The 12,331-nt window shown below is 59.1% G+C and carries 14 protein-coding genes and 1 tRNA gene; 13 read left to right on the top strand and 2 right to left on the bottom strand.

Going from position 1 to position 12,331, the window contains the following annotated elements; genetic code table 11:
• The 3 genes from SSARUM2_RS17355 to SSARUM2_RS17345 all read left to right on the top strand — a co-directional run bounded on the left by SSARUM2_RS17355 (position 1) and on the right by SSARUM2_RS17345 (position 3,022).
• Positions 1–222 carry a hypothetical protein gene (locus tag SSARUM2_RS17355; protein WP_004936288.1) on the top strand — a complete coding sequence of 74 codons (222 nt, stop codon included), beginning with the start codon at positions 1–3 and terminating at the stop codon, positions 220–222.
• Between the two features lie 704 nt (positions 223–926).
• On the top strand, positions 927–1,727 hold the full coding sequence (locus SSARUM2_RS17350) for a helix-turn-helix domain-containing protein (protein ID WP_033635401.1): 801 nt from the start codon (positions 927–929) through the stop codon (positions 1,725–1,727).
• Between the two features lie 20 nt (positions 1,728–1,747).
• Positions 1,748–3,022: a lactonase family protein gene (locus SSARUM2_RS17345; RefSeq protein WP_225369080.1), complete on the top strand. Its 1,275-nt coding sequence runs from the start codon at positions 1,748–1,750 to the stop codon at positions 3,020–3,022.
• A gap of 94 nt (positions 3,023–3,116) precedes the next feature.
• Here SSARUM2_RS17345 and SSARUM2_RS17340 read toward each other — a convergent pair.
• A tRNA-Arg gene (locus SSARUM2_RS17340) sits at positions 3,117–3,191 on the bottom strand.
• A 129-nt stretch (positions 3,192–3,320) separates the two neighbouring features.
• The gene (locus SSARUM2_RS17335) at positions 3,321–4,247 is read right to left on the bottom strand and encodes a formate/nitrite transporter family protein (RefSeq protein ID WP_033648092.1); all 927 of its coding nucleotides are present in this window, start codon (positions 4,245–4,247) and stop codon (positions 3,321–3,323) included.
• 220 nt (positions 4,248–4,467) lie between these two features.
• Here SSARUM2_RS17335 and ccmA point away from each other — a divergent pair, with 220 nt between their 5' ends.
• The 10 genes from ccmA (at position 4,468) to mlaA (ending at position 12,320) form a co-directional block, all read left to right on the top strand.
• Positions 4,468–5,100: a cytochrome c biogenesis heme-transporting ATPase CcmA gene (ccmA, locus tag SSARUM2_RS17330; RefSeq protein WP_033653721.1), complete on the top strand. Its 633-nt coding sequence runs from the start codon at positions 4,468–4,470 to the stop codon at positions 5,098–5,100.
• Entirely contained in the window at positions 5,100–5,759 is a 660-nt protein-coding gene (gene ccmB / locus SSARUM2_RS17325) for a heme exporter protein CcmB (protein ID WP_025303731.1), read from the top strand. The genes ccmA and ccmB overlap by 1 nt, the downstream gene beginning before the upstream one ends.
• A gap of 119 nt (positions 5,760–5,878) precedes the next feature.
• Positions 5,879–6,616, top strand: coding sequence for a heme ABC transporter permease (locus SSARUM2_RS17320; RefSeq protein ID WP_004936270.1), 738 nt, complete (start codon positions 5,879–5,881; stop codon positions 6,614–6,616).
• The gene (ccmD, locus tag SSARUM2_RS17315; RefSeq protein ID WP_060438440.1) at positions 6,613–6,849 is read left to right on the top strand and encodes a heme exporter protein CcmD; all 237 of its coding nucleotides are present in this window, start codon (positions 6,613–6,615) and stop codon (positions 6,847–6,849) included. Before SSARUM2_RS17320 ends, ccmD begins: the two co-directional genes overlap by 4 nt.
• Entirely contained in the window at positions 6,846–7,340 is a 495-nt protein-coding gene (gene ccmE, locus SSARUM2_RS17310; protein ID WP_004936264.1) for a cytochrome c maturation protein CcmE, read from the top strand. The genes ccmD and ccmE overlap by 4 nt, the downstream gene beginning before the upstream one ends.
• Positions 7,337–9,307, top strand: a complete 1,971-nt coding sequence (locus SSARUM2_RS17305; RefSeq protein ID WP_060438441.1) for a heme lyase CcmF/NrfE family subunit — start codon at positions 7,337–7,339, stop codon at positions 9,305–9,307. The genes ccmE and SSARUM2_RS17305 overlap by 4 nt, the downstream gene beginning before the upstream one ends.
• Positions 9,304–9,855 (top strand): DsbE family thiol:disulfide interchange protein, encoded by a 552-nt coding sequence (locus SSARUM2_RS17300; protein WP_015378623.1) that lies wholly within the window; start codon positions 9,304–9,306, stop codon positions 9,853–9,855. The genes SSARUM2_RS17305 and SSARUM2_RS17300 overlap by 4 nt, the downstream gene beginning before the upstream one ends.
• Entirely contained in the window at positions 9,852–10,319 is a 468-nt protein-coding gene (locus SSARUM2_RS17295; RefSeq protein ID WP_049233953.1) for a cytochrome c-type biogenesis protein, read from the top strand. Before SSARUM2_RS17300 ends, SSARUM2_RS17295 begins: the two co-directional genes overlap by 4 nt.
• On the top strand, positions 10,319–11,533 hold the full coding sequence (gene ccmI, locus SSARUM2_RS17290) for a c-type cytochrome biogenesis protein CcmI (protein WP_049233951.1): 1,215 nt from the start codon (positions 10,319–10,321) through the stop codon (positions 11,531–11,533). The genes SSARUM2_RS17295 and ccmI overlap by 1 nt, the downstream gene beginning before the upstream one ends.
• Before the next feature lie 28 nt (positions 11,534–11,561).
• Positions 11,562–12,320, top strand: coding sequence for a phospholipid-binding lipoprotein MlaA (gene mlaA, locus SSARUM2_RS17285; RefSeq protein WP_033635394.1), 759 nt, complete (start codon positions 11,562–11,564; stop codon positions 12,318–12,320).
• The last annotated feature ends 11 nt before the right edge of the window (positions 12,321–12,331 follow it).

Here is a 12,331-nt window from a genome sequence, read left to right as displayed (position 1 = left end):
ATGAAAAAAAACCTGTCGTGCATCTCGCTGAATTATCGAAAAGTAGCGGGGGCCTCTGCTCCCGTGCTCGTCATCGATTTTTGCAACGAGAATAACGAGCGCTACACCCTGCGCTACAACCTGCCGCCGGATACCCCGGAACGCACCGAGCGGCGGGTATCTTTGCTGCTGTATCTGTTGCGCAAGCACAGATCCGCAGAGATCGACAACCTGGCTGATTAATCAGGCCGTTAATGAAAGGCCCGGCCTTATAGGCTGGGCTTTTTACTGGGCAATCAGGCTATTCTGGCAACAACGCACGGTGCGAGTCGGCATGAGGCTTTTACGTTGGAGGGCCGGCGGTTCACGGTGGGCAAAGTAGCGCCCCAATTGGCGTGGAGGGTAAAATAGGGCATCGAGCAAGATGTGTTAAAACATCGGTTCTTCTCAGCGCAGGAAAAAGATAAAAGAGGCTCCCTATTACGATCTGTGATTTTCTGGCCCGATGTTCAGAAAATGAGCCTGTCCCTATCTTCTTTTCAAACGCTGCTCATGATTTTATTTATTAGTCTCAATAAGTTTTATCAGTCAGCCTGATTATAAAATGCATTTTAATTTGCAATGATGAAATTCCTATTTGGTCATGCAATTGGGATGCAAAAAAACACTTTAAGATAAAACAATTAACATAAAGTGTGATTTTCCACGGCGGGGCAAATGCATCTTTAATGGATGCACTTTGCGTGGCACATTTTTTATTCACGTGTTTTTCGCAAGCGTATTTATATAACATGATCATTTTCAGTTATTTATATGATGACTTTTCCCATGCCGTAAAAATGGCGTTGTCAGGGTGATTTTTTTTAGGATTAATCTTAATGACTTGATTTGGTTGGTTAACGATTTTAATGAAAAGGACACGATTTTTATAAAAGCAAGGAGCGCGCATGGACTATCGAAAAGATATTCTTTTACAGGTGTTAGAGTATATGGAGAAGAATATTATAGAGGGACTTTCCGTTGAGAAAGTGTCTATTATCTCGGGTTACTCTAAATGGCATTTACAGCGGCTGTTTAAACATTATTTTGGCATTACGTTAGGGACTTATATCAGAAACAGAAAGCTGAGCCGATCCGCAATCTTGCTTAAACAACATCAAGGGAACATATTGGATGTCGCCTTGGCATCGGGCTTTGCCTCTCAGCAATGTTACACGCGGGCGTTTAAACGTTTCTTTGGCGAAACGCCCAACAGCTTTAGGAACAGCCGGGGATGGGATTTTTCCACCCAGATCCCACCGTATGGCATTGACAAGAAACCCTATTTTTATCACACGGTCATGCCGGATGATATCGAGCTGTTAAAGCAGTACAAGGCATTGATCTTCCACTCCATAAGGAAATACAGAGATGCCGGTGACATTACGCAGACTAATGAGAAATGGTTAAGCAAGCATGGGAAGGCTTATCGTGCGGAAAACAACAGAGCGGGAAAATGGCATTCAAACGGTAAGGAGCAAGAGGTTTTTCATTCTATCTTCAATTTCTACATACCCAGAGGGAAATATATTGTCATCCCCTTTATGGGTGAGTTGTCTGAGTACATTGATTTTTTTGCAGATATCTATGACGCCTATCTGCCGGCTATCAATGTCAAGGTGAGAGAAAGTTTTTTTATCGAACTATATAGACATGAGCATTTACACAGTCGCGTCGTCAATGTCGATATACTTATTCCTGTGGCGTAGCGTTGAGAAAAGGAAACATCATGAGTATAGAGAAATCCACCGATTCGATGAATAAGCGTCATTATGCGCGCCGTATGCTACCTTTGACATTGTCTGTGTCTGGCGGAGCGAGCGTGGCCGGTTTAGCCAGACAGGCCATTCAATTCGCGTTGGCATTAACTCTTTTCATGTTTTCAGGAAATGCGATGGCAAATAATCGGGAGCATCAGCAAATAGCGTTAGTCGGCACCTGGACCCATATTCCGGATGCGCCTGCGGTGCAGAAACCGGCGCACCCCAGTGAAGGCCTCTATCGTCTGGCGGTTAATGGCGACGGCACATTAACGCTGCTCGACGTGATTAAAATGAAAAGCCCGTCATGGATCGTAAAATCTCGCGATGGCCGTTTCGCCTATGTCACCAATGAGGAGAACGCGGGAACGGTCACTGCCTTGGCGATAGACAAAGACGGCGCCGTGCGGGTGCTGAATACGGTGAGCAGCGCGGGCCGGCAGCCGACGCATGCCACCCTCAGCCCGGATGGCAAGTTTCTGTTTGTCGCCAACTACTCCGTCGCCAAAGGCGGCGCGGGGGTGACGGTATTACCGATTGGCGGCGACGGCAAACTGGGGGAACGGGGGCAGCATTTTCCGTTCACGCCCGGCTCCGGCGTCGTGCAGGGGCGCCAGGAAGGGGGCCATGCGCACTCCACCACCTTCAGCCGCGATGGCCAATATCTGTACGCGGCGGATCTCGGCGGGGACAAGCTGCGCGCCTACCGCTATCGCTCGGGCAACGCGCAGCCTTTGCAAGCGGATGCTTCGCGCGATGTCGCCTTCGCACCCGGCGCCGGCCCACGGCACATGGCGTTCTCGCCAGAAGGGGAATACGCCTACGTCATCACTGAAATGGCGAGTGAAATCGAGGTGTTTGCCGTCAGCGACCATCGATTGACGCGGCAAGGGAAGGTGAAACTGAACGGCGGGCAGGATTCAGCGGAGGCGAAAAGCGGTGGGGCAATAATCCTCAGCCCGAGCGGCAGATATCTTATTGCCACCAATCGCGGTGCCGATAACCACCTGCTGGTATTAAAAATTGGCGAGGATGGGCTGCCAGATGTGCCAACGCGCTATGAAGCCGGCGGTATTGAACCGCGTGCGCTCGCTTTCGATGCCGGCGGTAACCATCTCTATGTGACGAATGTGTTTACCAATACCGTTATGTTGTTCGATTTCGATGATGAAAAGGGCGAGTTGCAGGCCAGAGGGCAGGCGACGACGGTTTCTACTCCGACGGATATTAAGTTTTTTAATTAATGCCAATCATAACGCTCGGGGGAAATCGAATCTGAACGGGGGAAAAGGGCGGATTGCGGGTGCAGATGACGGGGAATGGCTGGATGAGAAAGAATGGCGTCCCCGACTGGAATCGAACCAGTAACTAGCCCTTAGGAGGGGCTTGTTATATCCGTTTAACTACGGGGACGCTGCGGGCCGGCAACCGAAGCTGCCGGGGCATTATACCTTTTTTTACCCGCAGAATAAGCGCTTAGCGGCGCGTTTGCTCAATACCTCGCCAGTTCATGCCGAAATTTCCTCGGCTAACCGACGGCGATCACGGTTTTTCCCCGCCGTGGCGCCGTTTTTCCTCTTGCAGGCGCGCCGCCCGATTTTTGGCGCTCAAATCGTTGCGGATCTGCGCGTGGCTTATCAGCGCAAAGATAAAGGTGCCGCCGATGATGTTGCCCGCCAGCGTCGGCAGGGCGAACGGGTAAATGAATTCTTGCCATTCAATCGCGCCGTTGAACGCCAGATAGAGGATCTCGACCGAACCGACCACGATATGGGTCAGATCGCAAATCGCCACCAGGTAGGTCATCAGCACGATCACCCAGATTTTCGCCGCGCCGGCGGCCGGGAACATCCACACCATGGTGGCGATGATCCAGCCGGCCAGGATGCCGTTGGCGAACATTTCTCCCGGCGTATGGCGCATCACCTCTTCGCCCAGGCTGATGAAGGCGCCGCGCGTCTCGGCGTCGAACAGCGGCATATGGGTAAACGCCAGCGCCGCCAGCCCGGTGCCGATCAGGTTGCCGAGCAGCACCACGCCCCACAGGCGCAGCAGGATCAGCAGGTTGCGCGGCGTGGGTTTATGCATGATTGGCAATACCGCCGTGACGGTATTTTCGGTAAACAGCTGCTGGCGCGCCATGATGACAATGATGAAACCGAAGGTGTAGCCGAGGTTCTCGATGAAAAAGCGGCTGGGATCGTCCGGCAGGCGGGCGTGGAAAATGCCCTTTGCCGCCAGCGAGGCACCCATCGACAGCCCGGCGGCGATCGCCGACCACAGCAATGCCAGCCAGTCGCGCTCCAGCTCTTTTTCGCCTTCCATCCGGATCTGTTCATGCACCGCCGCCGCGCGCGACGGCAGATTTTCTTCCCTGACTTCGATTTCGCGCTTGCCCTGTTCCTGTTCTTTGCTCTCTACCTGCATCGTCTCATCCGGCTCGTGCTCCTGGCGTCGCTGTTCGTTCATGCTGTCGCTCCTGCTTCATAAGGGTGAGTTCACGTCATTAAGCGTAGTTAAATGCGGCGAAATACAGAAAAAGGTAACAAGAGTTAAAATCCGCCGATTTTTTCCACGCATTCTTGATCCTGCTCGCCATATTGGCCCGTCGGCGCGCCCGCCGCGGGCTGCGTGCGGGGAAAGGCTTATGCTATGATTCGCTATCCCAAAGAAAAATATGAGTTCCCCGATGCTGGAAGCCAAAAGTCTGAGTTGCGTGCGCGATGAGCGCATCCTGTTTAGCGAGCTAAGCTTTTCAGTTCAGCCGGGCGATATCATTCAGGTAGAAGGGCCGAACGGCGCGGGCAAGACCAGTTTACTGCGCATTCTCGCCGGCCTGGCGCGGCCGGACGGCGGCGAGGTGTGCTGGCGCGGGCGCAACACGCTGCGCGATCGCGCGAATTACCAGCAAGATTTGCTGTTTATCGGCCATCAGCCCGGCATCAAAGCCGTATTGACGCCCTTCGAAAATCTGCAGTTTTATCAAGCGGTGCGCGGCGCGGCCGAGCATCAGGCCATCTGGCGCGCGCTGGAGCAGGTGGGGCTGGTGGGTTACGAAGATCTGCCGGTGGCGCAGCTTTCCGCCGGGCAGCAGCGGCGCGTGGCGCTGGCGCGGCTGTGGCTCAGCGCGGCGCCGCTGTGGATCCTCGATGAACCGCTGACGGCGATCGACAAACAGGGCGTGGCCGAGTTGATTAGCCTTTTTGAACAACATGCGCAGCGGGGCGGCATGGTATTGTTGACCACCCATCAGGATTTGGCCGGCGTCGGCCAAACGGTGGGCAAAGTTCGTTTGGCGGAACACGACGCGGGGAGTTTGTGATGTTTTTGACCCTGGTGCGCCGCGAACTGAAGATCGCCTGCCGTAAAGGCTCGGAGATCGTCAACCCGCTGTGGTTTTTCCTGATAGTGATCACGCTGTTCCCGTTGGGGATTGGCCCGGAGCCGCAGCTGCTGGCGCGCATTGCGCCGGGCATCGTGTGGGTGGCGGCGCTGCTGGCCTCGCTGCTGTCGCTGGAGCGGCTGTTTCGCGATGATTTCCTCGATGGCTCGCTGGAGCAGCTGTTGCTGCTGCCGACGCCGCTGCCGATGACGGTGCTGGGCAAAGTGTGTGCTCACTGGGTCGTGACGGGTCTGCCGCTGCTGATCCTGTCGCCGCTGGTGGCGCTGCTGCTGTCGCTCGATATGCAGACCTGGCTGGCGGTGGCGGGGACGCTGCTGCTCGGCACGCCGACGCTGAGCCTGATCGGCGCTATCGGCGTGGGGTTGACGGTCGGCCTGCGCAAAGGGGGCGTGCTGCTCAGCCTGCTGGTGCTGCCGCTGTATATTCCGGTGCTGATCTTCGCCACCGGGGCGATCGACGCCGCTTCGATGGGCATGCCGATCGACGGTTACCTGGCGATACTCGGCGCGATGCTGGCGGGCAGCGTGACTTTGGCGCCGTTTGCCACCGCGGCGGCGCTGCGAGTGAGCGTGCACTAGCTAACGTATTGAATGAACAGACGGGCAAGGCCGACAAGAGCGTACCCCGCAGAAGATTTTCGCCGTTTCGAACCCTCGGGGCGGCCGACGCATAAAAATTACCGTGAGCACTGACGACAATGTGGAAATGGTTACATCAACTGGCGCGGCCTGAACGGCTGTATCACGTCTGCGGCCGCTTTATCCCCTGGCTGGGGCTGGCGGCGGCGGCCTGCCTGCTGCTTGGCTGGGCATGGGGCTTTGGTTTCGCGCCGAAGGATTATCAGCAGGGCGACAGCTTCCGCATCATTTATATTCACGTGCCGGCGGCCATGTGGTCGATGGGCATCTACGCCTCGATGGCGGTGGCGGCGTTTATCGGCCTGGTGTGGCAGATGAAAATGTCCGATACCGTGGTGGCGGCGATGGCGCCGATCGGCGCGGTGTTCACCTTTATCGCGCTGGTGACCGGCTCCGCCTGGGGCAAGCCGATGTGGGGCACCTGGTGGGTGTGGGATGCGCGTCTGACCTCCGAGCTGGTGCTGCTGTTCCTCTATATGGGCGTCATCGCGCTGTACAACGCTTTCGAAGACCGCCGCCTGGCGGGCCGCGCCGCCGGGATTCTGGTGCTGGTGGGTGTGGTGAATATCCCGATCATCCATTTCTCGGTCGAATGGTGGAATACGCTGCATCAGGGCTCGACCAACATGCAGCAGTCCATCGCGCCCAGCATGCGCACCCCGCTGCGCTGGGCGATCCTCGGCTACCTGCTGCTGTTCGTCACGCTGACGCTGATGCGCCTGCGCAATCTGATCCTGTTCCAGGAACGCCAGCGCCCGTGGGTCGCCGGGCTGGTGAATAAGGAGCGTCAGTCATGAATGCCGCATTCGATTCCTGGTCGGCGTTTTTCGCCATGGGCGGTTACGCCTTCTATGTCTGGCTGGCGGTCGCCGCCACGCTGATTTCGCTGTTGGGGCTGGTGGCGCACACCGTCTGGCAACGGCGCCAGCTGCTCGCCGAGATCGGCCGCCGTCAGGCGCGCGAGCGGCGCATTCGCCATGCGCAACAATCAAAACAAGAATCCGCCGCACCGCGGGAGAAATCATTGTGAATCCACGTCGTAAAAGCCGCCTTTATCTGGCGATCGTTGTGCTGATCGGCATCGCGCTGACCGCGACCCTGATGCTGTACGCGCTGCGCTCCAATATCGATCTGTTCTATACCCCGGGTGAAATTTTGCAGGGCAAGGGCGAAAATCATGAGAAGCCCGAGGTCGGCCAGCGGCTGCGCATCGGCGGCATGGTGATGCCGGGCTCGGTGAAACGCGATCCCAATACGCTGCAGGTCAGCTTCAAGATTTACGACGCGCGCGGCGCGATCGGCGTGACCTACACCGGCATTCTGCCGGACCTGTTCCGCGAAGGGCAGGGCGTGGTGGCGCAGGGCGTGCTGGGTGAGGGCAACGTGGTCAACGCGCGCGAAGTGCTGGCCAAACACGACGAGAAATACACCCCGCCGGAAGTGGCCGACGCGATGAAAGAGAACCACAAAGGCCCGGCGGAAGCGTATAACGCGCCGCAGGCGGAGGGCGCCAAGTCATGATACCGGAACTGGGCAGTTTTCTGCTGTGCCTGGCGCTGGCGATCGCGCTGCTGCTGAGCATTTACCCGCAGTGGGGCGCGGCGCGGCAGGACAGCCGCATGATGGCGGTGGCCCGGCCGCTGACCTACGGCATGTTCGCCGCGATTGCGCTGGCGTTCCTGTGCCTGGTGCACGCTTTCGTGGTCAACGATTTTACCGTCGCCTACGTGGCCACCAACTCCAATACCCAACTGCCGGTGTATTACCGCATCGCCGCCACCTGGGGGGCGCATGAAGGTTCGCTGCTGCTGTGGGTGCTGCTGCTGAGCTGCTGGTCGCTGGCGGTGGCGTTGTGCAGCCGGGCGATGCCGCAGGATGCGGTGGCGCGGGTGCTGTCGGTGATGGGGATGATCACCGCCGGTTTCCTGCTGTTCATCATCATGACCTCCAATCCGTTCACCCGCACGCTGCCGAACTTCCCGATCGACGGCAGCGATCTCAACCCGCTGCTGCAGGATATCGGCCTGATCTTCCACCCGCCGCTGCTGTATATGGGCTATGTCGGCTTCTCGGTCGCCTTCGCGTTCGCCATCGCCTCGCTGATGGCCGGCCGGCTCGACACCGCCTGGGCGCGCTGGTCGCGCCCGTGGACCACCGCCGCCTGGGTGTTCCTCACGCTGGGCATCGTGCTCGGATCGGCCTGGGCCTACTATGAGCTGGGCTGGGGCGGCTGGTGGTTCTGGGATCCGGTGGAAAACGCCTCCTTTATGCCGTGGTTGGCCGGCACTGCGCTGATGCATTCGCTGGCGGTGACCGAAAAACGCGGCACCTTCAAAGCCTGGACGGTGCTGCTGGCGATCACCGCCTTTTCGCTGTGCCTGCTGGGCACCTTCCTGGTGCGTTCTGGCGTGCTGGTCTCGGTGCACTCCTTCGCCTCCGATCCGGCGCGCGGCATGTTTATCCTCGCCTATCTGGTGATTGTGATCGGCGGTTCGCTGCTGCTGTACGCGGTCAAGGGCGGCCAGGTGCGAAGCCGGGTGCAGCACGAGACCTTCTCGCGCGAGACCTTCCTGCTGGGCAACAACGTGCTGCTGATCGCCGCCATGCTGGTGGTGCTGTTGGGCACGCTGCTGCCGCTGGTGCACAAACAGCTGGGGCTGGGCAGCATTTCGATCGGCGAGCCGTTCTTCAACACCATGTTCACCTGGCTGATGGCGCCGTTGGCGCTGCTGTTGGGCATCGGCCCGCTGGTGCGCTGGCGCCGCGATGAGCCGAGCAAGCTGTGGCGCCGCCTCGGCGTGGCGCTGTTGGCGACGCTGGCGCTGTCGATTCTGCTGCCGTGGCTGCTGCAGGACAGTATCGCCGGCATGACGGTGGTGGGCCTGATCATGGCGCTGTGGGTGATCATTCTGACGCTGATGGAACTGCATGAGCGTGCCACCCACCGTCACGGTTTCTGGCGCGGCCTGCGGCAGCTGTCCCGCAGCCACTGGGGCATGGTGCTCGGCCACCTCGGCGTGGCGGTGACGGTGATCGGCATCGCCTTCAGCCAGAACTACAGCGTGGAGCGCGACGTGCGGATGAAGGCCGGCGACAGCGTGGATATCCACAACTATCACTTCGTGTTCCGCGACGTGCACGACATTCGCGGCCCGAACTACAGCGGCGGCGTCGGCATCATCGACGTCACGCGCAACGGCAAGCCGGAGGCGACGCTGCGCGCGGAGAAACGCTATTACAGCGTGGCGCGCAGCATGATGACCGAGGCGGCGATCGACGGCGGTTTCAGCCGCGATCTGTATGCGGCGCTGGGCGAGGAGCTGGAGGACGGTTCCTGGGCGGTGCGCCTGTATTACAAACCCTTTGTGCGCTGGATTTGGTTCGGCGGCGTCTTTATGGCGATCGGCGGCCTGCTGTGCATCCTCGACCCGCGTTACCGCATGAGCAAAAAACTCAAGCGCGAAGGCAAGCTGGAGACGCAACCATGAAGCGCAAGCTGCTGTTTATCCCGTTGGTACTCTTCCTGCTGCTGGTGGCGGCGCTGATGGTGCAGCTGACGCGCAACGCCGGCGGCGAAGATCCGACCATGCTGGAATCGGCGCTGATCGGCAAACCGGTGCCGACCTTCAGGCTGGAATCGCTGGATCAGCCCGGCAAAACCTACGATCAGGCGGTGCTGCGCGACGGCAAGCCGATATTGCTCAACGTCTGGGCCACCTGGTGCCCGACCTGCCGCGCGGAACACCAGTATCTCAACACGCTGGCGGCGCGCGGCGTGCGGGTGGTTGGCCTGAACTACAAAGACGATCGCGCCAAGGCGGTGACCTGGCTGAATTCCCTCGGCAATCCCTATGCCCTCAGCCTGTACGACGGCGACGGCATGCTGGGGTTGGATCTCGGGGTGTACGGCGCGCCGGAGACCTTTCTCATCGACGGCCAGGGGATTATTCGCTATCGCCACGCCGGCGACATGAACGAGCGCGTCTGGCAGCAGGAAGTGCTGCCGCTGTATAAAAAGTACGGAGGTGAGGCATGAGGCTGATTGTCCTGCTGTGCGCCGCGCTGCTGAGCTGGAGCGCCGCAGCGGCGATCGATACCTATCGCTTCAACTCCGTCGAGCAGGAGCAGCAGTATCGCGAGTTGACCGAACAGCTGCGCTGCCCGAAATGCCAAAACAACAGCATTGCCGATTCCAACGCCATTATCGCCGCCGACATGCGCACCAAGGTGTACGAGCTGATGATGCAGGGGCAAAGCAAGCAGCAGATCATCGATTACATGGTGGCGCGCTACGGCAATTTCGTCACCTACGAGCCGCCGGTAACGCCGGCGACGCTGATCTTGTGGATCGGCCCGCTGCTGTTCGTGCTGATCGGCGGGGCGGTGGTGATCCTGCGCACCCGGCGCCGGCCCGACGCGGCAGTGGACGATGCATTCTCCGAACGGGAACGGCAGCGCCTGGCGGCGCTGTTGCAAGAGACTGACAGGAAGAAACCCTAATGGCTTTTTGGCTGATTATTTGCGTGTTGCTGGCCGGCGCCGCCGCGTTGCTGGTGGTGCCGGCAATGCGCCACGGCAAGCAGAGCGCCGCCACGCGCGATGCGTTGAACAAGGCTTTTTATCAGGATCGTCTTAGCGAGCTGGCGCAGGACGAGCAGCAGGGCGTGGTGGCCGAGCGCCCGGAGCTGGTGAAAGAGCTGCAACAGAACCTGTTGAACGACATCCCGGCCGAGCAAGCGGCGCAGGCGAAACCGATCAATCGTTGGGCGCTGGTGCCGGGCGTGCTGTTATTGCTGGCGGTGACCGTTGGCTTTTATCTGAAAACCGGCGGATTGGCGCAGGTGCTGGACTGGCGTCTGGTGCAGGCGCAAATGCCGGAATTGCGCGAGCGCGTTGCCAATGAGCGCGCCAAACCGCTGAGCATGGAAGAGATCGCCCGCCTCGGGCTGGGGCTGCGCACCGCGCTGCAGCAGGACGATCGCAACATCAACGACTGGATGATGCTGGGGCGCGTCGGCATGGCGTTGAACAACGCCACCACCGCCACGCAGGCGTTTGCCCATGCTTATCAATTGGATCCGAATAGTCTGGAAGTGCGGCTCGGCTATGCCGAGGTCTTGACGCGCTCCAACGATCCGGAGGATAACAAGCAGGCGACGCAGCTGCTGCGGCGCATGATCGCGGAAAACCACGGCGATCCGCGGGTGCTGAGCCTGTTGGCGTTCAATGCCTTCGAACAGGGCGATTTCAAGCAGGCGATCGGTGCCTGGCAGGTGATGCTGCAGCTGCTGCCGGCCAACGATCCGCGCGCGGAAGTGATAAAGCGCAGCATTGCACAAGCAAAAGCCCAGGCAGGCGGAGAAAATGTTAAACTGAATGTGACCGTTTCGCTGTCACCGCAGGCGGCGAAAGCCTTGCCGCCGCAGGGGACGCTGGTCATTTCGGTCACTGACGGCGTTAGCCCGGTGCCGGTGGCGGTAAAACAATTGCCGCTGAGCCGTTTTCCGCTGTCTTTCTCACTGGATGACGGCAACGCCATGATGCCCGAGCGTCTGCTCTCGGCGCAGCATCAGGTGCAGGTGCGTGTGCGCCTCTCACAGGACGGATTGGCCACGCCGCAGCCGGGGGACTGGTTCGGCGAAAGCTCGCTGCAGACATTCAGCGGTAAAGAGCAGGTTAGCGTTCAGATAAACAAGCAGGTCACTGAAAAATAAGACCGAACGTGTTTTTATGGAGAAAAATATGAACTTTCGCCTGACTGGGGTGGCATTCGCAACGGTATTACTGGTGGGCTGTGCCAGCGCGCCAGACAACGATCCGCAAGGGCGTTCCGATCCTCTGGAAGGATTCAACCGGACGATGTTCGACTTCAACTACAACGTCCTGGATCCCTATATCCTGCGTCCGGTCGCGGTGGCCTGGCGTGACTACGTGCCGATGCCGGCGCGTAACGGCATCAGCAACTTCACCTCCAACCTGGAAGAGCCGGCCAGCATGGTCAACGCCTTCCTCAAGGGCGACCCTTACCGCGGGATGATTCACTTCAACCGCTTCTTCCTGAACACCCTGCTCGGGATGGGCGGCCTGATCGATGTGGCCGGCATGGCCAACCCGAAACTGGCGCGCGAAGAGCCGAACCGCTTCGGCAGCACGTTGGGGCATTACGATGTGGGTTATGGCCCGTACGTGATGCTGCCGGGCTACGGCAGCTTCACCCTGCGTGAAGACGGCGGCGACTTTGCGGATACGCTGTATCCGATGCTGAGCTACCTCACCTTCTGGATGTCGGCGGGCAAATGGGTCGTCGAGGGGATCGAAACCCGCGCCCAGCTGCTGGATTCCGACGGCCTGCTGCGCAACTCCTCCGATCCTTACATCATGGTGCGCGAAGCTTACTTCCAGCGCCACGACTTCATCGCCAACGGCGGCTCGCTCAAGCCGGAAGAGAACCCGAACGCCAAGGCGATTCAGGGCGAACTGGACGAGATCGACTCGCAGTAATCACGGGCGTC

The organism is Serratia sp. K-E0102, from assembly GCF_029962625.1.
GTDB lineage: Bacteria > Pseudomonadota > Gammaproteobacteria > Enterobacterales > Enterobacteriaceae > Serratia > Serratia sarumanii.
This window is presented reverse-complemented; position numbering and strand designations above follow the sequence as displayed.

Bases quoted from the DNA above. Each gene is read 5' to 3' on its own strand.
- ccmI (WP_049233951.1), top strand. From the start codon at position 10,319: ATGGCTTTTTGGCTGATTATTTGCGTGTTGCTGGCCGGCGCCGCCGCG.
- SSARUM2_RS17335 (WP_033648092.1), bottom strand. From the start codon at position 4,247: ATGAACGAACAGCGACGCCAGGAGCACGAGCCGGATGAGACGATGCAG.
- SSARUM2_RS17300 (WP_015378623.1), top strand. From the start codon at position 9,304: ATGAAGCGCAAGCTGCTGTTTATCCCGTTGGTACTCTTCCTGCTGCTG.
- SSARUM2_RS17355 (WP_004936288.1), top strand. From the start codon at position 1: ATGAAAAAAAACCTGTCGTGCATCTCGCTGAATTATCGAAAAGTAGCG.
- SSARUM2_RS17350 (WP_033635401.1), top strand. From the start codon at position 927: ATGGACTATCGAAAAGATATTCTTTTACAGGTGTTAGAGTATATGGAG.
- ccmD (WP_060438440.1), top strand. From the start codon at position 6,613: ATGAATGCCGCATTCGATTCCTGGTCGGCGTTTTTCGCCATGGGCGGT.
- ccmA (WP_033653721.1), top strand. From the start codon at position 4,468: ATGCTGGAAGCCAAAAGTCTGAGTTGCGTGCGCGATGAGCGCATCCTG.
- SSARUM2_RS17305 (WP_060438441.1), top strand. From the start codon at position 7,337: ATGATACCGGAACTGGGCAGTTTTCTGCTGTGCCTGGCGCTGGCGATC.
- mlaA (WP_033635394.1), top strand. From the start codon at position 11,562: ATGAACTTTCGCCTGACTGGGGTGGCATTCGCAACGGTATTACTGGTG.
- SSARUM2_RS17295 (WP_049233953.1), top strand. From the start codon at position 9,852: ATGAGGCTGATTGTCCTGCTGTGCGCCGCGCTGCTGAGCTGGAGCGCC.
- SSARUM2_RS17320 (WP_004936270.1), top strand. From the start codon at position 5,879: ATGTGGAAATGGTTACATCAACTGGCGCGGCCTGAACGGCTGTATCAC.
- SSARUM2_RS17345 (WP_225369080.1), top strand. From the start codon at position 1,748: ATGAGTATAGAGAAATCCACCGATTCGATGAATAAGCGTCATTATGCG.
- ccmB (WP_025303731.1), top strand. From the start codon at position 5,100: ATGTTTTTGACCCTGGTGCGCCGCGAACTGAAGATCGCCTGCCGTAAA.